Below are 23393 nucleotides of genomic sequence, written 5' to 3'. Positions count from 1 at the left end.
TTGCTCGCGAGGCGCTCACAAATAATCCGCGCACTCGCGCGAGTGCTATTTCACCGATTCGACCGTGCTTCGCGCACGTGCGAATGTCATCGACGATGGTCGCCATCGCGGCTCATTGGCTAACGCCGAACTAATTCGCGCCCGATAGCCTGAGCAGAGAAATCAATCGGATCATGGGCGCGCTGCATTTGCGCATGCGTGCTCTGCGTCACCGTCCGATTGCCTTTGCCAGCCCAGGAGCATTAGCCATGTATGACCGTTCACCGTTTGCGACCTTGCTCGAAACCGCCATCGTGAAGAAGCCGCAGCCGAGGCGATCTGAAACCGGCTATCGCGAGATGCTGGAACTCATGAAACGAGGCGGGGAATATCAACTCGCAGGTCTTGAACTGGAGGTGCCGCGCGGCGTCTATCCGCCGCGACCGGGCAGTTCGACGGAGTTCTTTTTGAGGAACTGGTCCGCAGCGGGATTGAACGAGTCGGCAGGCTCGCTTCTCGATCTGCGAACCGGCTCGGGCGCGCTGGCGCTTCACGCCGCGCGTCGAGGCTGGCACGTGACGGGGTCCGACATCGACCCGCAGGCTGTGAACGCCGCGCGGCGAAATGCGCGCAACAACCGGCTCGATGTCGACTTCGTGTGCTCGGATCTCTTCGAAGCATTCGAACATTGCCGCTTCGATGCGATCACCTTCACGCCGCCGTTCGTCCCCAAGCCGGCTGCGGTTCAGTCGGGAGGGCGGACGCTCGCGCCCGTTGACGGCGAGCTGACGCAGCGCTTGCTGGACCAGGCGTCGCAGTTCCTGCGTCCTGGCGGCAAGCTGGTGTTTTCATATTCCAACTGTTCGGACGATCGCCTGCTGGACCGCGACGATTGGACTTTCGAGCTTGTCGCGTGCGACTACGAGGCGCTGGGGCAGTCCTGGCGCGCGCTGCTGGTCGCGACGCCCAATCTCGGTAAAAAGTCGTGCAAATCATCAATCAAGTAAATAAAGTCGTTGGATGAATCTGAGGGAAAACCCTATAGTAGGTACTTCCCAGTCTCATCGAGCAACGCCGCCATGCCGTCTTCGTCTTCCATCGCACGTGAGCGCAACGCCGTCATCCGCCTTGCCGTCGTCACCGTGCTGACCGGCGTCGGGGCGGGGCTCGGCGGCATGTTGCTCGCACTGCTTTTGCACGCGATCCAGCATCTCGCATACGGCTACAGTCTCGACGCGCTGGTCGGCGGCGAGAGCTTTCTGCAAGGCGTCGATGGCGCGTCGCCCGCACGGCGCGTCGCCGTGATGACCGTTTGCGGTCTGGTGGCGGGATTCGGCTGGTGGGCCGTGCGGCGCTTCGGGCGTCCGCTTGTCAGCGTCGCGCAGACGGTGAAATCGCCCGATGGCCGCATGCCGATGCGCAGCACGCTCGCCCACGCGGTGCTGCAGATCGTGACGGTCGCGCTGGGCTCGCCGCTCGGGCGCGAAGTCGCGCCGCGCGAAGTCGGCTCATTGGTTGGTGGATGGCTTGCGCGTAAGGCGGGGCTGTCGGCGCGTCAAACACAGGTGCTGATCGCGTGCGGCGCAGGCGCGGGGCTCGCCGCCGTGTATAACGTGCCGCTTGGCGGCGCCGTGTTCGTGCTCGAAGTGCTGCTCGCGACGTTCGACGCCACGACGGCCGCGATGGCGCTCGTCACGTCGGTGATCGCCGCCGTCGTCGCGTGGGTGGGCCTCGGCGACGAGTCGCAATACGCGATTCCGTCGTTCGCGCTGAGCGGCAGTCTCGTGGCGTGGTCGGTCGCTGCCGGCCCGCTCTTCGGCATTGCCGCCTACGCGTTCTCGCGGTTGATGGATCGGGCGCGCCAAGCCGCGCCGCGCGCGGGCTGGCGCATCATTGCGCTGAACGTGCTCAACTTCTCGGCGATCGGTTTGCTCGCCGTGCACTTTCCGCAATTGCTCGGCAACGGCAAGGGCACCGCGCAGTTGGGTTTCGACGGCCAGTTGAGCATCGGCCTCGCGGCGGCCCTGCTCGCGCTGAAGGTCGCCGTGAGCGCGAGCAGCTTGCGCGCCGGCGCCCACGGCGGCTTGCTGACGCCGGGCCTGACAGTCGGCGCGCTGCTCGCCGTCGTGCTCGGCGGCGCGTGGAATCTGCTCGGCGCGAGCGTGCCGTCCGGCGCGTTCGCGCTGGTCGGTGCGACGGCGTTTCTCGCGTCGTCGATGAACATGCCGATCACGGCGATCGTGCTCGTCGCCGAGTTTACGCATCTGGGCCACGACATGCTGTTCCCCGTCGTGTTCGCCGTGGCGGGCTCCGTCGGGGCGAGCCGTCTGTGTGGGCTGCTCGCGAACCGCGCAGCCCACCCCGTGGCGCAGCGAGCGTATGAGCCGTCAGCTGCGTTGAAGGTCTTGCCCGTCACGCGCAAGTGATGAACGGGCGGCGCGTCACCGGGTGTTAGCGCGTCGCCTCAGAACGTCTCCCAATCGACTTCGGCGCCTGCGAAAACCGTGGGCTGCGGTGCGGACGCGCTGCGCGGCGACACGCCGACAGCGGCGACAGCTTCGGTCGCGTGCGCCCGCGCAGCGGAAGAGGGCGCCGCATGGCTCGCCAGCTGGCCGCCCGGCAGCCTGAACACCGACACCAGCTCGCGCAGCGACGCGGCCTGCGAAGCCATCGATTGCGCCGCCGCCGACGCCTCTTCGACAAGCGCCGCATTTTGCTGCGTCACTTCATCCATCTGCGAGATCGCGACGTTGACCTGGTCGATGCCGCGATGCTGCTCGCCCGAAGCGACGCTGATCTCGCCCATCAGATCCGACACCCGACGCACGGAGAGCACGATCTCGCTCATCGTGCGACCTGCTTCGTCGACGAGCGCCGTACCGCTGCTCACGCGGTTAACCGATTCGTCGATCAGTTCCTTGATCTCCTTCGCCGCCGACGCGCTGCGCTGTGCGAGCGTGCGCACTTCGCCCGCGACGACCGCGAAGCCGCGTCCCTGTTCGCCCGCGCGCGCGGCCTCGACGGCGGCGTTCAACGCGAGGATGTTGGTCTGGAACGCGATCCCTTCGATCACCGAGATGATCTGCGCGACCTGTTGCGAACTCGTCGAGATGCCACGCATCGTTTCGACCACGCGGCCCACGACTTCGCCGCCGCGCGCCGCCGTCTGCGATGCGCGCGCCGCGAGCGCGTTGCCCTGGCTCGCGTTCTCGGCGTTCTGCTTGACGGTCGCCGTCAGCTCTTCCATGCTCGCGGCCGTTTCTTCGAGCGATGCCGCCTGTTCTTCCGTGCGCTGGCTCAGATCGGTGTTGCCCGACGCGATCTGCGCGGAGCCCGTCGCGATGCTCTCGCTGCTGGTTCGCACGCGGCCCACGGTATCGAGCAGACGTTCGTTCATGTGGCGCAGCGCGGCGAGCAACTGGCTCAGTTCGTCGGCGCCGTCGGCGCGTATCGTCGCCGTCAGATCGCCGCGCGCGACGGTTTCGGCGACATCGACGGCGCGTCGCAGCGGGCCGACGATCGAACGCGTGATGACCACGGCAATGGCTGCGCCCACGACGAGCGCCAGCGCGGACAGCGCGAGCGTCATGCGCGCGCGCTGCCGAACGCGGCGGCCGCCTGTTCGACTTCGCGCGTCGAGCCTTCGTGATTGAGCTTGATGTCGCTGTCGATCAGTTCGAGCGTGGCGTTAAAGCGCTGCGACGCCTCGCCTTCCGCGAGTTGCCGCGCGTCGGCGGCGCTGGCTTCGCCGGCTTCGATCAGTTTCTGCACCTTGTCGTCGACTTCGAGATAGCTCGCCCACGCCGACTTGATGTTGTCGAACAGCTGCTGCTCTTGCGGCGACGAAATCAGCTTCGAATACGCATCCATCGATGCCGCGAACGCATTCACGGCGTCGGCGTGCTGACCGCGCGCGGTGCGCAGGCGTTCGGCGTCTGCGCTCATCAACTGGCGCAATTGCAGGCGGCGCACGTCATCCGCGTGCGTGCGCAGCGTGCCGAGCGTTTCGATGCTGGGCAGCCAGTCGTGGCCGATCGCACTCGTGCCCTCGTAAATGCGCGAAGCCTGCTGCAAGCCGACGCCGCCGACAGCGCACAGCAAAAAGAGAACGATTGCGAAGCCAGCGCCGAGGCGAGGACCAATTCTGAGTGTGTTGAGAAACGCCATTGACCGTCTTTGCAGGGGTGAACGAATAGGCGTCTTATCGACCGCGGGATATCCCTTCTGCAATAAAGTTTCAAATTTGACGGAAGGCCGACAGCGGTACGACTGACCAATTACGGATTCGCGTCGCGTGTAAGGTCGAGAGGCAACTTGCGCGCGAGAACCCGGCGTGCGTTCACTTTCGGTTCGACGCGCGTACGCGCGGCGCGAACATCGACATTCGCGTCTCGATCCAGCCGAGCATTTCCTGCGCAGCGGCCGCGAGCGGCCGCCCCGATTTCACGAGCAGCCGCGCTTTTGCGCCTTGAAACAGCGGGTGATCGATGGGCACGATGGTCAGCTCTTCCGAGACAAGCTCGCGATGCGCCGCGAACTCGCCGATCAGCGTCACGCCGTCGCCGTGCGCGACGAAGCGCTTGAGGGCCGTCAGCGAATTGCTGGTCAGCGTCGCACGAATCTCGATGTTCTCGGCGAACTCGAGCATTTTCGCGGCATGGCCGATGCCGAACGTGGCGGGCATCAGCGCGAGCGGCCATTCGAGCAGGTCCTTCACGCCCGCCGGCCCGCCGCGCCGCGCGAGAGGATGATCGCGCCGCACCAGCAGCACGACGGGCTGCGCGGAACTCGCGCGATATTCGATGCGCGGATGCGGCGGCGGATTGTACGCGAGCCCGATATGCGCGCGGCTTTCGGCGACCTGACTGAGCAGATCGTCGACGGCGAGCATGTCGATGCCGACGTCCAGTTTCGGGTATTGCGCACAGAACGGCGCGATCACTTCCTCGATTAGCGTATCGACATAGCCTTCGCTGACGGCCAGTTGCACCTGGCCTTGCTGCAGCCCTTTGAGCAGATGGAGCTGGTCCTCGAGCTTTTCCTGTTGCGCCCGGTATCCGCGCCAGAATTCGAGCAGATGCGCGGCTGCCTCGGTGGGTTTGACGCCGCGCGCCTCGCGCTCGAACAGCGTCGTGTCCAGTTCTTCCTCCAGCAACCGGATCTGCCGCGTGATGACGGACGGCGACGTGTTGAGACTGTCCGCCGCGCCGCGAATGGTGCCGTGCGTCAGCACTTCGTGAAAGTAGCGCAGCCGCTGCTGATTGATTTCGCGCATGTCCGTCTCTCCCGACTGTGAAATGCCTGCCGTTGCCCGCCAAGCAACGAAGTGTGAACTTAGTTGCTCTTGCTCGCGCATTATGACGCCGACAACATGGCGGAACGCAAGCACCGTTTTCGAACCGGACAAGCCTTGCATGTACCGGAGGAGCGCCGACGCGCGCAGCCGGTCGATATCGGAGACAGACATGACAGCGATTCACACCCTGACGACGACCGTGAAGGAGAGCGACGCGGTGCGCGCGCTCTATCACCGGCTCAACTGGCGGCTGTTGCCGTTCCTGCTCGCGTGCTACATGTTCGCGTACCTGGATCGCGTCAACGTCGGTTTCGCAAAGCTTCAGATGCAAACCGATCTTGGTTTCTCCGATGCCGCCTACGGCGTCGGCGCAGGCATTTTCTTTCTTGGGTACGTGCTGTTCGAATTGCCGAGCAATCTGCTGCTGCCCAAAGTCGGCGCGCGCAAGACGTTCAGCCGCATTCTCGTGCTATGGGGTGTGACGTCGGCGTGCATGCTGTTCGTAAGCAACGTGCCGATGTTCTACGCGATGCGCTTTCTGCTCGGTATCTTCGAAGCGGGCTTTGCGCCGGGCATGATTTACTACCTGTCGTGCTGGTACGGGCCGACGCGCATGGCGCGCGCCATCGCGATCGTGTTTCTCGCGGGGCCGCTGGGCGGCATCGTCGGCGGGCCGTTGTCGGCGTGGCTGATTACGGCGTTCTCGGGCGTCTACGGCCTCGCTGGATGGCAATGGATGTTTCTCGTCGAAGGGCTGCCGTGCATCGCGCTGGGCGTCATCACGCTGCTCGTGCTGTCGAACCGTCCCGCCGACGCCCGCTGGCTCAATGCCGACGAAAAGCAGCTGCTCGAAACCGAAACCGGCGCGGCACAGGCGCACAACCATTCGTTCAAGGCGGTGGCGCGTGATCCGCGCGTCTATCTGCTCGCGTTCGCGTACTTCTCGATCATCTTCCCCATCTACGCGATCAGCTTCTGGCTGCCGACCTTCATCAAGGAGCAAGGCGTGAGCGACACGTTGCGCCTCGGCTGGTACGTGGCGATTCCGTATGTCGCGGCGGGCATCGGCATGTATGTCGCGGGGCGTCGCTCCGACCGGACGGGCGAGCGCCGCCTGCACTGCGCGTTGCCCGCGCTGACGGGCGCGCTGCTGCTCGTCGCGGCGATCTTCGCGCAGGGGCACCTGTTCGCGACGCTGGCGCTGCTGACGGCCGCGACCGCGATGATGTGGATGGCCTACACCGTCTTCTGGGCGATTCCCGCCGAATACATCAAAGGCCCGGCCGCTGCCGGCGGCATCGCTCTCATCAATACGATCGGGCTGTCGGGCGGTTTCTGGGGACCGGCTGCCATCGGTTGGGCACGCACGGCAACGGGCAATTCGCATCTCGCGCTGATCGTGATGGCATGCCTGCCGGTGATCGCGGGCCTGCTGATTCTCGCCAATCGCCAGCGGAGCGAACCGGCACGCGATGCCGCGCAGCTGGCACTGCATCCCGAATCGAACTGATGCCCGCCGCGCGTGGTCACGCATCGTGATGCGTGATCGCGCGCACTGAACGGAAGGACGCACGAATCATGAAAATCCTGATCGCCGGTTTCCAGCACGAGACCAATACCTTCGCGCCGACCAAGGCGTCGTACCAGAGCTTCGTTCAGGGCGAGGGCTTTCCGCCGCTCGCGCGCGGCGCGGACGTGCTCGCGCTGCGCGACGTGAACGTGCCCGTCGGCGGCTTCATCCGCGCGGCGCAGGCGTCGGGTCACGAACTGCTGCCTGTGATCTGGGCGGGCGCGAGCGCATCCGCGCACGTGACGCAGGACGCCTACGAGCGCGTCGCCGGTGAGATCGTCGAAGCCGTGCGCGCGGGCGGCTTCGACGCGATCTATCTCGACCTGCATGGCGCGATGGTGGCCGAGCATGTCGACGACGGCGAAGGCGAGTTGCTCGCGCGCGTGCGCGGCATCGTCGGCGAGGCGATGCCGGTCGTCGTGTCGCTCGATCTTCACGCGAACGTGACGCAGGCCATGCTGGCACTCGCCAATGCCGTCGTCGCGTATCGAACTTATCCACATGTCGATATGGCCGACACGGGCGAGCGCGCTGCCGCGCTGCTCGACGCGCTGCTGCAGGGCGAACGCCCGTTGAAGCGCGCGTGGCGGCGCCTGCCGTTTTTGATCCCCGTGAACGCGATGTGCACGCTCGTCGAGCCCGCGCGCGGCATGTACGAGCGCCTCGCCGCGCTCGAACGGGGCAGTGTGGCGTCGCTGTCGTTCGCGCCGGGTTTTCCGGCCGCCGACTTCCCCGAATGCGGCGCGATGATCTGGGGCTATGGCGACGACGACGAAGCGCTGACGCGCGCAATCGATGCGCTGTACGAGCGCGTGCTTGCCGACGAAGCGCAATGGGACGTGAATTTCCTGTCGCCCGACGAAGCCGTCGCGGAAGCCACGCGTCTCGCGCTGCAAGCGGACAGGGCACAGGCCGCCGGGCCTGACGCGGGCCGGCCCGTGATCATCGCCGATACGCAGGACAACCCGGGCGTCGGCGGCGACTCGAATACGATGGGCATGGTGCGCGCGCTGTTGCGCCACCGCGTGCGGGATGCCGCCGTCGGCGTGATCTGGGACGCCGATGCGGCTGCGGCGGCGCATCGCGCGGGCGTCGGCGCGCGAATCGAACTCGCGCTCGCGGGCCGTTCGGGCGTGCCGGGCGACGCGCCGCTCACGGGTGTGTTCGAAATCGAGCATCTGTCGAACGGCCGCTTTCGCTTCGACGGCCCGATGATGAACGGCATGCAGGGCGATCTCGGGCCTGTCGCGTGTCTGCGCATCGACGGCGTGCGGATCGTCGTCAGCACGATCAAGATGCAGATTTTCGAGCGCAACTTCTTTCGCGTCGCGGGCATCGAGCCGGAGCAGATGAAGATCCTGGTCGTGAAAAGCTCCGTGCACTTTCGCGCCGATTTTCAGGCGGCCGCGCATGCGATCCTCGTCGCGAAGGCGCCTGGCCCGATGGCCGCCGATCCTGCCGATCTGCCGTGGCAGCGCCTCGCCGCGCAGATGCGCGTGCGTCCCCTCGGACCGACCTTCGACGCATGGCGCGCGGCGCGTCTGGACGCTGTCACACCTGGGTGAAGTTAGCGTGACGTCTCGTCCAGCGAAGGATAACGACGCGCAAGCGCAGAATCGAAGGTCGCCTGCGATAACCGGCCCAGGTGTTTCTCCAGCAGTCGTCCTTCGGCATCGAAAAAGAGCGTGGTGGGATAGGCCGCGACGTTCATGCTTTTGGCGAGCGCCAGTTGAGGATCGAAACGCGAGTTGTCGAGGCGTAATTGCAGGCTGGCCAAAAACGCGTTCACTGCTTCTGTGCTCTCTGCCTGGTTCACGAACATCAGATCGATCTCGGGATGGCTTGCCTGCTCTTGTGCGAGCACGGGCATTTCCGCCCGGCATGGTCCGCACCATGTCGCCCACATGTTGACGACAAGCGGTTTGCCGTTGGGCGCGATGTGTCGGGGAATGCCTGATTCGTCGTAGAGCGTTATCGACGGCATGCGCATCCTGGGATCGGTGCGTTCTGCGCAGCGCTACCCCACGTGAGCAGCCCCGAGGCTACGACAGCGGCCAGCGGACGCCGTAGCGCGGCGCGTCGAAGCGCCACGACGAACGCGACCACGATGCCGGCGGCAATGCCAGGCGCCGCCGCGAAACCCGCATCTCTGAAGTCCAGCATGTGCACGAGGTTGCCGCGATAACTGGGCAGGTACTGAAGGACGAACACGACACGAGCGACGAACAGACCGGCAACTACCGCCGCGAAGACGGCGCGCTCGACCTGCGATCTCCGCTCGCCGCAGAATCGGCTGGCGAGCAAGGCCACGGCAACGCCAGCAAATAGTGCAAGAGGTCCGGCAGGAAACGCCAAAGGGCCGATATTCATTCAATGATTCCGGATATATTGCCGCGAACTGAATGGCCCGCAATATACCGCTGACGTCGCCAACCTGTGAACACGCAGGATGCTCACGAATATGCTCGATCGTCTCGCGGTTGCAGCGTCGGATCGATGCCGAAGCCAGGCTACCCGCGACCATCGCGCCTAACGAGCGTGACGGGGCGGGCATTCGGGAGAGCACGCCCGCGACAATGCGATCGCATCGCGCGCCACTGAACTCGAACCGTCCCATTGGCCGAGATCGATGTTCGCGCACACGTTGCCGATGCAACCCGGCAAGCGGTGGCACGCTTAACGCGAGGCGCGTTCCGAAGTTGTTATCGCTTCGCTGCCTGCAATGCGGGATCGACTGCGCGTCTCGCATTCTTCGCGGCTGCCGACGCTATTTCAAGGTTGCTTCGCGTCGCCTCGACCGCCTGCTGACCGGTGCTGCGCAGGGTTTCATAGAGTGTCGTGGCAGCCGCAATCGCGGAGTCCAGCGCGGTCATCGTGGCCTGGGAGCCCGCCGGCGCGCCTCTGGTGACATCCTCTACAACCGATTTCATCTGGCGCCCGTACGTCTCGCACTGGGCCTTTCCAACGCGCGCAAAATCGGCCTGCGTGGCTGACATCAGATCGAACACCTCGCGCCAATAAGTCTGCATGCGCTCTGCCGTCAGCGACGCCATGCTGTCCTGCAGCGCGAGCCATTCCTGCGCCTCCTTGATCGATAGCGACTTCTGCGCCAGGCCGAACATGTCCTCGAGCGTCGAGCGCATTGTATGCGCGTTCAGTGCGGCCAGTTTCCCGACGTTGTCGACTGCCTTGTTGCTCAGTTCGAAAAAGAGGCCAAGATTGGCCTTGCGGGTTTCAGCAACCTGTTCCGGGGTCAACATAGAAAAGCTCCTGTATGGGCGATCGGACGCAGACGCCGCGCCGATAGGCGCGCGCGATCTGCGACAGCGTGAGCGCGTGAGCGAATCGGGTAATGCGTGCCCGACGTGGCAGACGCACGACGGGTGTTCAGCAAGCGGCTTTGAGGATCAGTGTTTTCGGGCGACGGCTCGAAGAATCGAATCGCCGTCGCGGGTGAGAAAGAGGCGCCTGGCTCCCGACGAGAGTTGCTCCAGGGCGATGAGTTGGCGTTCCAGCAGCGTATCGAGTTCCTGGCGGTTCAGGTCGATCTGCTCGGGCGCAGTTGCGACCAGCATCAGGGTGGCGAATTCGTGCGGGCTCAGCATAGATGTGTCTCCGCTTTAATCTGGATTGAACGTTGTCGGGAAGCATCAGTACTTTGATGCGGCCGACCGTTTCCTATTCACTAGTAGTTCCAGTCTTTATTAGCGCCGGCATTGCGAATTCTGTGGCTTCAACGCCGGGACACAAATGTTAAATCCGAATGAGGGACGATACCGGATGAAAATAATGTATGAAGACGGCATCGTTGATAGAGCGTGCAGCAGGCCACCGTCGAAAGTCGCGATCGAAAGCGCGCTTACATTTGTGTCGCCAGGCGGAATTTTCTCGCGCCGCTTTTCGTTCTTACGTCGGGGTCGAACTGACGAACTGCAGTTCGAATATTCCGTTCGCGAGGAGAACCGCCATGAACCATGGGAAGCACGCCGCGCTGGTTTGCGCGGCCGCGATGCTCTTTATCGCCGCGCAACATGCCCGCGCCGACGAAACGATACATGTGATGCTGACCGACAACGAGATCCGACTCGATAACAACGAGGCAAAAACCGGGCGAATCACCTTCGACGTCAACAATGCGGCGAAAGACAAGACCGAACACGAGTTTGTCGTTCTGAGAACCGATAAGGACGCGGCGCACCTCCCGGTCCGCAAAGGCCAGGTGCCGGAAAGCGATTTCAGGAAGGTGGGCGAGGTAGAGGATATCGCGCAGGGCGCAAGCAAGCGCCTGTCGTTGAAGCTCGCCCCCGGACGTTATGTGCTGATTTGCAATCGTCCGGGACACTACGCGATGGGCATGCATACATCGTTTGTCGTTGCTCGCTGATCCGAATGGGGCGGATGGGAGACGAAGGCTAGACCGTCACGGCATTCGCCCACGGCGAGCGAATATCCGATAAGAAGCGCTGCGCGCGCGGATGTCCGGGCCGCTGGAAAAAGCGGTCCGGTTCCGCGCGTTCGAGCACCCGGCCCTGATCCATGAACAGCACACGGTCGGCCACTTCGCGCGCGAAGCCCATTTCATGCGTGACGCACATCATCGTCATCCCGTCGCGTGCGAGGTCTTTCATCACGAGCAACACCTCGTTCACCATTTCGGGGTCGAGCGCCGAGGTCGGCTCGTCGAACAGCATCACGGGCGGTTTCATCGCCAGCGCACGGGCAATCGCAACACGCTGCTGCTGACCGCCCGACAGCTGCCCCGGATAAGCATTGGCCTTGTGCGGCAGTCCCACACGCTCCAGCAGGCTCATCGCGAACTCCCGCGCATCCTTTTGCGGCATGCGCTTCAGACGCACAGGCGCAAGCACGCAGTTCTGCAAGACTGTCAGATGGGGAAACAGGTTGAACTGCTGGAACACGAAGCCGATGCGCGAGCGCAGCGCATTCACATCGACGCCGCGCGCATGCACATCCTGGCCGTCGACGACGATGCGTCCTTTCTGAATCGGCTCGAGCCGGTTCAGCGTGCGGATCAGCGTCGATTTGCCGGAACCGGACGGCCCGCACACCACCACGACCTCGCCTTTGCCGACGCTCTCCGTCACATCCACCAGCGCCTGATATTCGCCGAACCACTTATTGACGTTTTCGATCTCGATCATGATTCACACCTTGACGGGGGCGCGTGAGGCAAGCCGCCTTTCGAGCAGATACGCAAAGCGCGTCAGCCCGAAGCACATCACAAAGTAGCTGAACGCGAGCAGCAGATAGATCTGCGCCGATTGCGTCAGGGCCTGAGTACTGATCTGTCCGGCGACGAAGGACACTTCCGGCAGACTGATGATGTAGCCAAGCGATGTCTCCTTGATCGTCGATACGAGCTGATTCACCAGCGACGGCAGCATGTTGCGCAATGCCTGCGGCAGGATGACGAACGCCATCGACTGCATGTACGACAGGCCGAGCGAGCGCGCGCTCTCCGTTTGGCCTTTCGGCAATGCCTGAATGCCCGCTCGTACGATTTCGGCAAGATACGCGCCGTCGAACACCACGAGTGCTGTGAGCATCGTGCTGAACTGATTCGTGCGATGACCGGTCAGCGTCGGCAGGAGAAAGTACGCCCAGAAAATGACCATCAAAAGCGGCGTGCCGCGCACGCCATAAACGAGCGCGGTGGCGGGCCAGCGCAGCACGCGGAATGTACTGATGCGGCTTAGGCCGAACGCGATGCCGACGGGCAGCGCCAGAGCGAGCCCAGCGGAAGCAAGCAACAGCGTCAGCACGAGACCGCCGAGCGGCCCATGCGGATACTGGCCGACGAGGTAGTACATGCCGTAGGTCTGGAGTATGTCGATCATGGCTACATGCTCCGTACTGGATAGCGCTGCTGATACCACGCGGAAAACAGCGTGATCGCAATGGATACGGTCAGATATCCGGCCGTCGCGACGCCAAACGACTCGAAGCCCCGGAAGGACGCGCTTTCGACCTGCTGCGCCTGGTACATCAATTCGGCGACGCCGATCACCATCGCGATGCTGGAGTTCTTCCACAGGTTCAGCGTCTGGCTGACGAGCGGTGGGACCGTCACGCGCAACGATTGCGGCAAGACGACGAGCCACATTGCGTGAAGGAAACGGAAGCCGAGCGCGCGGCTGGCTTCGAGTTGTTCTTTGGGAATCGAGCGGATGCCGCTGCGAATGTCTTCCGCCATATACGCGGACGTGTACAGGACGAGCGCGATCAACGCGCTAGCCGCTTCGTAATTCCTGTTATAGAGCCACGTCTTGATGACGAGCGGCAGCAGTTCCGGCGCGCCGAAATACCAGAACAGCATGTGCGCAAGCAACGGAACGTTTCGGATCGCTTCGACATAGGCTTGACCGATGCCGCGAATGAACGCGACGGGCGCGAGGCGTGTCAACGCGACGGCGATGGCGAGCGGAAGCGAAAACACAAAGGCAAGTACGGACAGCTTGACCGACATCAGGAAGCCGCTGACGAGCCAGTGGCCGTATTGCCCTGAGAGCAGCACCGACAGATTCAATGTAGGCATGGTGTGTTTGGCCGCCCGGCGTCGGAGCGGGCGGCGGCCATAGATAGAGTGAAGTTAGTCGATCTTGTCGGTGGCGATCTTGAACGCGCGCGGCGGGAAGTTCATCTTCGTGCCCGGACCGAACCATTTGTCGAACTCTTGCTGCGCCTGACCATCGGATTCCATGCCGAGCAGCACCTTGTTCACCTGCTCGCGGAATGCCGGCTCGTTCTTGCGGATGCCCAGCGCGATGTGTTCCGTCGAGATGTTCTGCGGCACCAGCGCGTAATCTTTCGCCGCCGGGCCGAGCTTCGCGAGATTGCCGACCAGTGTGGTTTCATCGTTCACATAGGCTACGCCCTTACCCTGCTGAAGCGCGAGCAGCGCCTGCGGGCTGGTGTCGAACGACACGACATCCGCGTTCTTGATCGTCTTTGCGATGTTGGTTTCCATCGTCGAGCCTTTGACGGTCAGCACTTTTTTGCCGTCGAGTTGCGCGAGGCTCGTGATGCCGCTGTTGCGGCTGACCATCGCCTTCTGGCCCGTGATGAAAGTCGATACCGAGAAGTCGATCTGCGCTTCTCTTTCCTTGTTGTGCGTGAGCGACGCGGCAAGCAGGTCGACGCGGCCTTGCTGCAACTCGGGAATGCGCGCGGCAACGGCCAGCTGCTTGAGCACCGGCTTCACACCGATGCTTTTGGCAACCGCGTTGCACATGTCGACGTCATAGCCGACGATCTCGCGGCTCATGGGATCTTTCATGTAGCTAAAAGGCTCGTCCGTACCCAGCACACCGCAGACGAGTTCGCCGCGCTGCTTGATGTCCGCGAGCTGATCCGCTTTTGCTGCAAGCGTCATAGCCGACAGCACGGTCAACGCGGTAACCTGCGCAATGACGTGAAGTTTATGGATGCGTTTCATGGCTCTCCTCACATGTGTTGGACAACTAATAGATTTGTCATGGGCATGGCACATCGATGCACGCGGCTTTCGCACCGGTGCGAATTGTTTCTGACGCGTGCTGGATGTACTGGGTCTGGTCGCCGCCTCGTGAATGATCACGACAGCGGAGAACAAAAACATAAGCGCCGCGGCGGCTAGCCGGACGCGCGCGAAATGGGCAAGAAGAACCGGCCCTTAAAGAACATGGTGGACATGGCGGACATGCTGGGTGCTTCGAAAATGCGGGCCAATGTATTCATAACGAGTTGGTCGACTGTGATTATCGTCTTGCGTACCGCGCCTGTTGGTCCGCTTCTTTTAATGCGGTGTGCAACTATCTTACGGAGTCCAATCAGGAATATGTTTCCAAAGAGCCCGCCGATTCTCTTCAAAAGTAGATCGTGTTTTTTGATTCTGGCGGAATCGAAGATATTTATTCCACGTTTGGGGTAATCCCCAGGGTTGCGCTGAAAGAGTTGTTGCTGGCAGAAAGTGGGGTTTTGAAGCGACGCTGAGTTGGCTCGCGGGAGCCGGCGCTTTAAAGAACTCCGGGCGGTTGTCGTTAACGGGAATGTCAAGGTAGTCTCGGACATCGGCACCACCATAAGGCGCTGACCTTGCCTCCGCGAACGACGGGACGCGCGCGCCCGCGCCCGTCCGCATGCGGATGCCGGGCGCCGCAATTGGCCTCGACGTATCAAGGCCGCAAACATTGCTGGCGGGCCATCTTCAAATGATGTTGTACGCATGTCGGAGACTTTGTTTGGCCAGTCGGATTTCACTTCCTGTCCGGGTGACGTTGTTCATCGTCGTCGTGTGCGCGCTGCTGATCGGCAGCGACGTATGGCGCAGCATCGAATCGCGGCGTGAGCAGATGGAAGAAATGTCCGTCGCGACGGCCAACCTGGCGCGCGCGATGGCGCAGCACGCCGACGACACCATCAAGCAGGCCGATACGACGCTCGTCGGCGCGGTGGAGCGCGTCGAGCACGATGGCGCCGGACCCGCCGCCGTGGAGCGGCTGCACCGGCTCTTCGTGCAGCGCGTCGCCGAATTGCCGCAACTGAACGGCCTCTACCTCTACGACCGCGATGGCAACTGGCTCGCGAATTCGCAGCCGGTGCTGGCCAGGCACTTCAATAACGCGGACCGCGAGTATTTCATCTATCACCGCACGCACGCGGATCGCGGGCCGCATGTCGGCATGCCCGTGCAAAGCCGTTCGACGGGCAAGTGGGTCATTCCCTTGTCGCGGCGCATCGATGGGCCGGACGGCCAGTTCGCGGGCGTGGCGCTCGCGACCATCGACATCGACTTCTTCTTGCACTTCTACGACAGCCTCGACATCGGCCGCTATGGCGCGGTGGCACTCGTCGCGGACAACGGCACGATGGTCGTGCGCCGTCCGTACGAAGCGCGCTTCGTCGGCAAGGACGTGCGCGACACGATGCTGTTCAGGTCGCATCTGCAGCCGGGAGGCACGGCGCGCTTCGTGTCGAAATCCGCGCAGGACGGCGTGACGCGTCTGAACAGCGTGCGCAGTCTGAGCCAATACCCGTTGTTCGTCGCCGCCGCGCTCGCGCAGGACGAAATCCTCGCACCATGGCGCTCTGATACCGCATGGCATGCCGTCGGGACGGCGGCGCTCGTGCTGATGCTCGCCGTGTTCGGCTGGCGTCTCGTGAGAAATGCGAACACGCGCACGCGCATCGAACGCAAGCTGGCCGCCAGCCTCGACACGACGCGCGCGATTCTCGACACGGCTGTCAATCCCATCATCACGCTCGACCGCTCGGGCGTGATCCTGTCGCTGAACCCGGCGGGCGAGAAGGCGTTCGGCTATGCCGAGCACGAGATCGTCGGCAAGGACGTGCGCGTACTGGTGTCGGCCACGGTCAACGAGCTGTTCACGCGCTACGCGGCGCAATTCGCCGAGCGCAACGCGAAGAGCGCGAACGGCGCGCAGGACGCGCAAGAGATCGTCAGCGAGTGCGAGCTGGCCGGCTTGCGCAAAGACGGCAGCGAGTTCCCGATCCATGTGTCGACGGGCACGATGGTGACGGGCCGCGAGCGCCGCCTCGTCTGCGTGATCACCGACATGACCGTGCAGATTCGCGAGCGCGAGGAATTGCAGGAAGCGCGCGATCAGCTGCTGCTCGCCGCCGACATCGCGGAGCTCGGCATCTGGTCGTGGGACTTTTCGAACGATGCGCTGCGCTGGAACACGCGCATGTTCGAGATTTTCGGCTACGGCTCGACACCCGCCGACGGCCTGCGCTTCGAGCATTGGCTGTCGCGCGTGCATGAAGAGGACCGCGCGAGCGCCGTCGAAAAACTCGAAGCGGCGTTCGCCGGCGAGATCCAGACGAAGCAGATTCTTTTGCCGCTGTACCGGATCGTGTTGCCGAACGGGGAAATCCGCCACATCCACACGACGCTGACGGTGAAGCACGACGCGTCGGGCAAGCCGGTCGGCATGACGGGCGTGAACATCGACGTGACGAAGCAGCGCAACATCGAGCTTCGTTTGCGCGACGCGAAGCAGCAGGCCGACGCCGCGAATGCCGCCAAGTCGGCGTTCCTCGCGAACATGAGCCATGAAATCCGCACGCCGCTGAACGCCGTGCTCGGCATGCTAGACCTCGTGCAATCGACGGGTCTCAACGACCGGCAAGGCGGCTACGTCGTCAAGGCGGAAACGGCGGCGAAATCGCTGCTCGGCCTGCTCAACGACATCCTCGACTACTCGAAGATCGACGCGGGCAAGCTGCAGCTCGACACGCATTCGTTCGAGATCGAGCCGCTGATGCAGGATCTTGGCGTGGTGCTGTCGGGCAACCAGTACGACAAGGAAGTCGAAGTGCTGTTCGACATCAGCCCCGATCTGCCGCCCGTCGTGATCGGCGACAGCCTGCGGCTGCAGCAGGTGCTCGTCAATCTGGCGGGCAATGCGCTCAAGTTCACGATCAAGGGGCAGGTGGTCGTCAGCTTCACGCTGCTGTCGCGGCTCGATTCGGGCGTGCGCGTGCGCATCGCGGTGACGGACAGCGGCATCGGCATCAGCGCGGCGCAGATCGCGCAGATTTTCGATGGCTTCAGCCAGGCCGAAGTATCGACCACGCGCCGCTTCGGCGGAACGGGCCTCGGGCTCGCGATCAGCAAGCGGCTCGTTGAGCTGATGGGCGGCAAGCTCGAAGTGGCGAGCGAACTCGGCAAGGGCAGCCGCTTCTGGTTCGACATCAACCTCGGCGTAAGCGACGAGGCGCCCGTCGACGACATCGATGCCTATCTGCCGCGTGACCGCCGGCTGCGCGTGCTCGTCGCCGACGACAACGGCATCGCCCGCGAAGTGCTGTCGCGCACGGCGCGCGCGCTCGGCTGGGAAGCCGATGTGGTGCCGGGCGGCATTTCGGCCGTCAAGCTGACGAGCGCCGCCGAGCGCGAAAACGAAGGTTACGACGTGATCCTGCTCGACTGGCGCATGCCCGATCTCGACGGCCTCGCGGCCGCGCGGCGCATTCACGCGGCGCGCGCGGGCGGCAGCACGCCCGCCATCGTGATGATCACCGCGTACGGGCAGGAAGTGCTGGCGGCGGCGCAGGACTCCGACGACATGCCGTTCGATGCGTTCGTCACGAAGCCCGTCACGCCGCGTCAGCTTGCGCAGACCGTGCAGCGCGTGCTGACGGGCGAGAAGGTCACGCAGGCCAGACAGATGGCGCGCGCGCCGGCAGGCGCGGGGCGCCTGAATGGGCTGACGTTGCTCGTCGTCGAAGACAACCCGCTGAATCGCGAAGTGGCCGAGGGCCTGTTGAGCCGCGAAGGCGCGCAGGTGGCGCTGGCCGAAAGCGGGCTGGAAGGCGTCGAGAAGGTGCTGACGGGCACGCGCGTGTTCGATGCCGTGTTGATGGACATGCAGATGCCCGATGTCGACGGTCTCGAAGCCACGCGCCTGATCCGCGCGCACGCGCGCTTCGCCGCGCTGCCGATCATCGCGATGACGGCGAACGCGACGCGCGCGGATCGCGACGCGTGCCTCGCGGCGGGCATGAACGACCATGTCGGCAAGCCGATCGACGTCACGCATCTGGTGAACGTGCTGCGCTCGCATACGCGCGCGGGCGCGCTGGCTGCGCCGGCGACCCTTGTGCGCGCCGATGCGGCTGCGGCTGACGAACTGCTCGAACGGAAGGAGTCGATCGTCGCGCGCTTTGGCGGCAGCGAGGATCTGATCCGCAAGGCGCTGGGCGTGTTCGTCGACGAGATGGAGCGGCATCTCGACGACCTGCGCGACTCGACGCAACAGGGCGGCGCGCGCTGCGCGGCATTGCTGCACGCGATCAAGGGCAGCGCGGGCACGATGGGCGCAAAGAAGTTGTCGGAAACTGCGGCGGCGCTCGAGCATCGCGTGCAGGAGGCGGGCGATGGGACAAGGGCGGCCGTGTCGTCGGCTGAGGCGGACAGCCTCGAACGGCTGCTGCTCGACAGCGTCGCGCAGTTGCGGCTCGCGTTCGGCAACCGGCAGAACGCGGCTGCCGCCGACGCCGCGCAGATGAAGGCCGACGAATATCGCGCGCAGCTTGGACGGCTGCTCGAAAGGCTGGAGTCGTCGAATCTCGAGGCGCTCGATCTTGCCGAAACGCTCGCGCCGCATGTGCCTTCCGCGCAGCAGCCCGGCTTTGACCGGCTGCTGGCCGAAATCGAAGCGCTCGACTTCGTGACGGCGGCAGCGAGCACGCGGCAAATGCTGGACCAACTGACATGCTAGAACACCTTCCCGGAGACTGGGCTCACACGTTCACGCTGCGCCCCAAGCTGCTGATCGCGGACGATCAGCCCGTCAACGTTCGCGCGCTGCACGCGCTGTTCAAGGACGATTGCGACGTCTTCATGGCGACCAACGGCGCGCAGACGCTCGATCTGTGCCGCAAGGTGATGCCCGACCTGATCCTGCTCGACGTCGTGATGGACGGCATGGATGGCCACGAAGTATGCCGCCGCCTGAAGGCCGATCCCCTTACGCACACGATTCCCATCATCTTCGTCACCGCGCAGACCGACGAGGCGGACGAAGAACATGGCCTGTCGCTCGGCGCCGTCGATTTCATCACCAAGCCGATCAAGCCGGCCATCGTGCGCGCGCGGGTGCGCGCGCATCTGTCGTTGAAGATGCAGGGCGATGTGCTGCGTTCGATCGCCCTCGTCGACGGGCTCACGGGCGTCGGCAACCGGCGCAAGTTCGAAGAGGATCTCGACACGAGCTGGCGGCACTGTCTGCGCGAGACGATGCCGCTGTCGCTGGTGATGGTCGATGTCGACTACTTCAAGCGCTACAACGACCGTTATGGGCACCAGGCGGGCGACCGCTGCCTGCAGACGGTGGCGAAGCGGCTGACGCAGATGCTGCGCCGTCCCTATGACACCGTCGGACGGTATGGCGGGGAAGAGTTCGCGTGTCTGCTGCCGAACACGCCGCTCGAAGCCGCGACGCGCATCGCGCTGGGCATGGAAGAGGGCGTGCGCGCGCTGACGCTGGAGCATCTCGACTCAGGCTGCGCGGAAACGGTGACGATTTCGGCGGGCGTCGCGACGTTGATTCCCACTGCGGAGATCAGCCCAGCCGAACTGCTCGAAGCCGCCGACCAGCAGTTGTACGAAGCCAAGCATGCGGGACGCGCGCGCGTCGCTTCGGCGCTGAAGTCGCTGACGGGCTAGCGCCGCGCATTCCTATCTAGCGGTTTGCGCATGGATCAGTACCAAGGGTGACGCTTCCAGGCTTCGCGTGCGCGTGACGCGTCGCGTGCTGAATGCAGCCGGGCACGCACAGTGCCGTGAACCCCATCTCGAAACAACGCCCGACGACCCCTTCATCACGAACGATCGCGCGGCATCGCTTGCAACGTATCGACGATCTCGCGCATCAGCGCTTTTCTGTCATCCGATGCGCGTTGCACCATGCCGACCGTGCGCAGCGTCGGCGGGCTCGAAATCGGGATCACGCGCAGCAGCGGGTCGTTCAGCCAGTTGCCGCGAATCAGCAGCGGCAGCACCGCGACGCCCACTTTCTCGCGCACCAGCGCGGCAATCGTCTCGATCGAATTCAGTTCGAGATACTCGTTGACCATCAAGCCCGCTTTCTCCAGCGCCTGCTCGACCACCTGCCCCGTGCGCACGCGCCGGTCGAAGCGCAGAAAGCCGTGCCCACGCAAGATGCGATGCGGGTCGTTATCGGCGATGTCGCGGCTCACCACCAGCACCATCGGTTCGGTGTAGAGCGTGGTCCATTTGAGCGTGTCGGGCAGCGTCTCGTCCGCGCGCGCGACCACGGCCGCGACGTCCACGTCGCCCGCTTCGACCATGCCCGCCAGTTCGTCCGAGCGCGCCGACAGCAGCCGCACGTCGAGCCGCGGATGCGTCGCCTTCAACCGCGCGACGGCGAGCGACAGCGCGCCGATCACCGACACCACCGCGCCGATCGTGACGGGCCCTTCCATCGCGTCGGTGGGCTTCGCTTCGAGGTCGGCGAGCAGGTCGAGAATCTGCTCGACCTTCGGCCAGATAGTCAGCCCGTGCTGCGTCAGCGTGATCTGCCGCCCGCGGCGGTCGAACAACTGACGGCCCAGCGCTTCCTCGAGCCCGCGCATCTGCAGGCTGACAGCCGCCTGCGTCAGCGCGACCTTGTCGGCGGCCGCCGAGAACGAGCCGGTGCGGGCAACGGCCCGGAAAGTCTTCAGCATGCGTAGCGTCGGCATTCGTTCGATCCATGAGAAAAACTTAAGCGTCGAAAAGAAAGTTTAATATTTTTTGTACGTTGGCAGCCAGATAATCGATTTCATAACGATCTGGAAGGACGAGCCACGCAATGCGGAGTAAACAGGCATGACCGCAGCAGAACGCCGGCCGGTTCTCGATGTACAAGGCTTCTCGCTGAAGTTTTCGAATGTGCCCGACGTGCCGAACGTCGTCGACGACGTGTCTTTTCTCGTCCACGCGGGCGAGACGCTGTGCGTGGTCGGCGAGTCCGGCTGCGGCAAGAGCGTGACGTCGCTCGCGCTGATGGGGCTGCTCGCCAGCCCGCCCGCACGGCGCGTCGCGGGCACGGCGCATTTCGAGGGCGTGGATCTGTTCGGGCTGTCCGAGCGCGAACTCGCCGACATTCGCGGCAACCGCATGTCGATGATCTTTCAGGAGCCGATGACCTCGCTGAATCCCGCCTACACGGTCGGCGAACAGATCGGCGAGAGCATCCGGCGGCATCGCGGCGTCAGCCGCGCAGCGGCGCGCGAAGAGGCGCTCAAGATGCTGCGGCTCGTTCATATTCCCGCGCCGGAAACGCGGCTCGATGCGTTCGCGCATCAGCTGTCGGGCGGCATGCGCCAGCGCGTGATGATCGCGATGGCGCTCGCGAACAGCCCGCGCCTGTTGATCGCCGACGAACCCACTACCGCGCTCGACGTGACCATTCAGGCGCAGGTTCTGGCGCTCGTGCGCAATCTGCAGAAAGAGACGGGCACGGCGATGCTGCTGATTACGCACGATCTCGGCGTGGTCGCTGAAGTGGCGGATCACGTCGCGGTGATGTATGCGGGCAAGATCGTCGAGTACGGCACAGTGTCCGATCTGTTCGACGATCCGCAGCATCCATACACGATCGGGCTGATGGGCGCGATTCCGTCCGTCGGCAAGCGCGAAGGGTCGCTCGCGACGATACGCGGCTCCGTGCCGACGCCCGAGCAGATGCCGCGCGGCTGCCGCTTTGCGCCGCGCTGTCCGTTTGCCGAACAGCGTTGCATCGACGCCGCGCCGCCCGAGCGACCGCTCGAAGGCGAGCATCGCGTTGCGTGCTGGCTCGCGCCCGTCGAGCAGCTCGTGAAGCCCGCGCAGCAAAAGGAGCTGACATGAGGCCCACGGACACGTCACACATCGCGTCACAGATCGCAACGCCCATCATCGAAGCGAGCGCGCTTACCAAACGCTTCGGCGGCGAGCGGCAGATGTTCACGCGCACGCCCACGGTTCATGCCATCAACGAAGTCTCGTTCGCCGTGCAGACGGGCGAGACGTTCGCAATCGTCGGCGAATCGGGCTGCGGCAAGTCGACGCTCGGGCGCATGCTGCTGCGGCTGATCGACGCGACGCAAGGGCGCGTGCTGTATCGGGGCGAGGACATCACGCATTGGCAGGGCGCGAAGCTGCGCCGCCTGCGCCGCGACATGCAGATCATCTTTCAGGACCCGTTCGCGTCGCTGAATCCGGGCATGACGGTCGGGCAGATCATCGGCGAGCCGGTTGCGTTTCACGGTCTCGCCAGCAGCGGCAGCGCGCGCCGCGAACGCGTCGCGCAACTGCTGGCCAAAGTCGGCCTGCAGCCGGCGTATGCGCAGCGCTATCCGCATGAATTTTCCGGCGGCCAGCGGCAGCGCATCGGCATCGCGCGGGCGCTGGCGGGCGAGCCGAAACTGATCGTCGGCGATGAGCCCGTGTCGGCGCTCGATGTCTCCGTGCAGGCGCAGGTGATCAACCTGCTCGAATCGCTGAAGGCGGAACTCGGTCTCACGCTGATCATGGTCGCGCACGATCTGGCCGTGATCCGTCACATGAGCGACCGCGTCGCGGTGATGTATCTCGGCGAAATCGTCGAACTGGCGCAGGTCGACGAACTGTTCGACGCGCCGCTGCATCCGTACACGCAGGCGCTGCTGCGCGCGATTCCCGCCAGCAGTCCGCACGAGCGGCGCACGAAGCCCGCGCTGCAAGGCGATCTGCCCAGCCCGACGGCGCCGCCGCCCGGCTGCCGCTTTCATACGCGTTGCCCGCACGCGAAGCCGCGCTGCGCGCAGGAGCGCCCGCTGTCCGAAACGCTGCCGGGCGGACGGCAGGTCGCGTGTCATTTCTGGCGCGACGTGCAGAACGCGGGCGGCGGCGCGCCGCTCGTCGCGAGCGTCAGCACGAAGCTCAACCAGCGCCTCGCGATGTATCGCGAGAAGCAGAATCAGACGCAGGCTGCACTGAGCGCCGAAGCGAACCGCTAACGATCACCCATGGCAACCCGAACCGCAACAAGGACACGA

The 23393-nt window shown here is 64.2% G+C and carries 19 protein-coding genes and 1 pseudogene; 9 read left to right on the top strand and 11 right to left on the bottom strand.

The window, feature by feature from the left end:
• Positions 1–248 precede the first annotated feature (248 nt).
• Together H3V53_RS05440 and H3V53_RS05435 are read left to right on the top strand one after the other, a co-directional pair.
• Complete coding sequence (locus H3V53_RS05440; protein WP_336597067.1) at positions 249–986, top strand: class I SAM-dependent methyltransferase; 738 nt, start codon at positions 249–251, stop codon at positions 984–986.
• Between the two features lie 72 nt (positions 987–1058).
• Positions 1059–2405 carry a chloride channel protein gene (locus tag H3V53_RS05435; protein ID WP_336597066.1) on the top strand — a complete coding sequence of 449 codons (1347 nt, stop codon included), beginning with the start codon at positions 1059–1061 and terminating at the stop codon, positions 2403–2405.
• A 38-nt stretch (positions 2406–2443) separates the two neighbouring features.
• Here the strand turns inward: H3V53_RS05435 and H3V53_RS05430 are convergent.
• Positions 2444–4146: pseudogene (locus H3V53_RS05430) on the bottom strand (methyl-accepting chemotaxis protein).
• A 172-nt stretch (positions 4147–4318) separates the two neighbouring features.
• Positions 4319–5254 carry a LysR family transcriptional regulator gene (locus H3V53_RS05425; RefSeq protein WP_336597065.1) on the bottom strand — a complete coding sequence of 312 codons (936 nt, stop codon included), beginning with the start codon at positions 5252–5254 and terminating at the stop codon, positions 4319–4321.
• A 190-nt stretch (positions 5255–5444) separates the two neighbouring features.
• Between H3V53_RS05425 and H3V53_RS05420 the strand changes: the two genes are divergently transcribed.
• Together H3V53_RS05420 and H3V53_RS05415 are read left to right on the top strand one after the other, a co-directional pair.
• A complete protein-coding gene (locus tag H3V53_RS05420; RefSeq protein ID WP_336597064.1) occupies positions 5445–6785 on the top strand; it encodes an MFS transporter in 1341 nt (446 codons plus the stop codon).
• Between the two features lie 68 nt (positions 6786–6853).
• Complete coding sequence (locus H3V53_RS05415; RefSeq protein WP_336597063.1) at positions 6854–8410, top strand: M81 family metallopeptidase; 1557 nt, start codon at positions 6854–6856, stop codon at positions 8408–8410.
• Positions 8411–8412: 2 nt separating this feature from the next.
• On the opposite strand, the gene H3V53_RS05410 is transcribed toward H3V53_RS05415, so the two are convergent.
• From H3V53_RS05410 to H3V53_RS05395, 4 genes are all read right to left on the bottom strand, one after another.
• Positions 8413–8835 carry a TlpA family protein disulfide reductase gene (locus H3V53_RS05410; protein WP_336597062.1) on the bottom strand — a complete coding sequence of 141 codons (423 nt, stop codon included), beginning with the start codon at positions 8833–8835 and terminating at the stop codon, positions 8413–8415.
• A complete protein-coding gene (locus H3V53_RS05405; RefSeq protein ID WP_336597061.1) occupies positions 8817–9155 on the bottom strand; it encodes a prolipoprotein diacylglyceryl transferase family protein in 339 nt (112 codons plus the stop codon). The genes H3V53_RS05410 and H3V53_RS05405 overlap by 19 nt, the downstream gene beginning before the upstream one ends.
• Before the next feature lie 392 nt (positions 9156–9547).
• The gene (locus tag H3V53_RS05400; protein WP_336597060.1) at positions 9548–10105 is read right to left on the bottom strand and encodes a phasin family protein; all 558 of its coding nucleotides are present in this window, start codon (positions 10103–10105) and stop codon (positions 9548–9550) included.
• A gap of 147 nt (positions 10106–10252) precedes the next feature.
• On the bottom strand, positions 10253–10450 hold the full coding sequence (locus tag H3V53_RS05395; protein WP_054922957.1) for a hypothetical protein: 198 nt from the start codon (positions 10448–10450) through the stop codon (positions 10253–10255).
• Between the two features lie 362 nt (positions 10451–10812).
• On the opposite strand from H3V53_RS05395, the gene H3V53_RS05390 reads away from it, so the two are divergent.
• On the top strand, positions 10813–11229 hold the full coding sequence (locus H3V53_RS05390) for a cupredoxin domain-containing protein (protein WP_336597081.1): 417 nt from the start codon (positions 10813–10815) through the stop codon (positions 11227–11229).
• Positions 11230–11257: 28 nt separating this feature from the next.
• Here H3V53_RS05390 and H3V53_RS05385 read toward each other — a convergent pair whose 3' ends face one another.
• The 4 genes from H3V53_RS05385 to H3V53_RS05370 are packed head-to-tail and all read right to left on the bottom strand — an operon-like array spanning position 11258 to position 14301.
• Positions 11258–12007, bottom strand: coding sequence for an amino acid ABC transporter ATP-binding protein (locus H3V53_RS05385; RefSeq protein WP_336597059.1), 750 nt, complete (start codon positions 12005–12007; stop codon positions 11258–11260).
• A 3-nt stretch (positions 12008–12010) separates the two neighbouring features.
• Positions 12011–12703, bottom strand: a complete 693-nt coding sequence (locus H3V53_RS05380) for an amino acid ABC transporter permease (RefSeq protein WP_336597058.1) — start codon at positions 12701–12703, stop codon at positions 12011–12013.
• Positions 12704–12705: 2 nt separating this feature from the next.
• Positions 12706–13401: an amino acid ABC transporter permease gene (locus H3V53_RS05375; RefSeq protein ID WP_336597057.1), complete on the bottom strand. Its 696-nt coding sequence runs from the start codon at positions 13399–13401 to the stop codon at positions 12706–12708.
• Positions 13402–13455: 54 nt separating this feature from the next.
• Positions 13456–14301: an ABC transporter substrate-binding protein gene (locus H3V53_RS05370; protein WP_336597056.1), complete on the bottom strand. Its 846-nt coding sequence runs from the start codon at positions 14299–14301 to the stop codon at positions 13456–13458.
• A 784-nt stretch (positions 14302–15085) separates the two neighbouring features.
• Between H3V53_RS05370 and H3V53_RS05365 the strand changes: the two genes are divergently transcribed.
• Both H3V53_RS05365 and H3V53_RS05360 read left to right on the top strand, forming a co-directional pair.
• The gene (locus tag H3V53_RS05365; protein ID WP_336597055.1) at positions 15086–19090 is read left to right on the top strand and encodes a response regulator; all 4005 of its coding nucleotides are present in this window, start codon (positions 15086–15088) and stop codon (positions 19088–19090) included.
• Complete coding sequence (locus H3V53_RS05360) at positions 19084–20037, top strand: diguanylate cyclase domain-containing protein (RefSeq protein WP_336597054.1); 954 nt, start codon at positions 19084–19086, stop codon at positions 20035–20037. Before H3V53_RS05365 ends, H3V53_RS05360 begins: the two co-directional genes overlap by 7 nt.
• Before the next feature lie 155 nt (positions 20038–20192).
• On the opposite strand, the gene H3V53_RS05355 is transcribed toward H3V53_RS05360, so the two are convergent.
• Complete coding sequence (locus H3V53_RS05355) at positions 20193–21074, bottom strand: LysR family transcriptional regulator (RefSeq protein WP_336597053.1); 882 nt, start codon at positions 21072–21074, stop codon at positions 20193–20195.
• Between the two features lie 127 nt (positions 21075–21201).
• Between H3V53_RS05355 and H3V53_RS05350 the strand changes: the two genes are divergently transcribed.
• Together H3V53_RS05350 and H3V53_RS05345 are read left to right on the top strand one after the other, a co-directional pair.
• Complete coding sequence (locus H3V53_RS05350) at positions 21202–22224, top strand: ABC transporter ATP-binding protein (RefSeq protein WP_336597052.1); 1023 nt, start codon at positions 21202–21204, stop codon at positions 22222–22224.
• The gene (locus tag H3V53_RS05345) at positions 22221–23354 is read left to right on the top strand and encodes an ABC transporter ATP-binding protein (protein WP_336597051.1); all 1134 of its coding nucleotides are present in this window, start codon (positions 22221–22223) and stop codon (positions 23352–23354) included. The genes H3V53_RS05350 and H3V53_RS05345 overlap by 4 nt, the downstream gene beginning before the upstream one ends.
• Positions 23355–23393 lie beyond the last annotated feature (39 nt).

Source organism: Paraburkholderia bengalensis (assembly GCF_037126505.1).
GTDB lineage: Bacteria > Pseudomonadota > Gammaproteobacteria > Burkholderiales > Burkholderiaceae > Paraburkholderia > Paraburkholderia bengalensis.
This window is presented reverse-complemented; position numbering and strand designations above follow the sequence as displayed.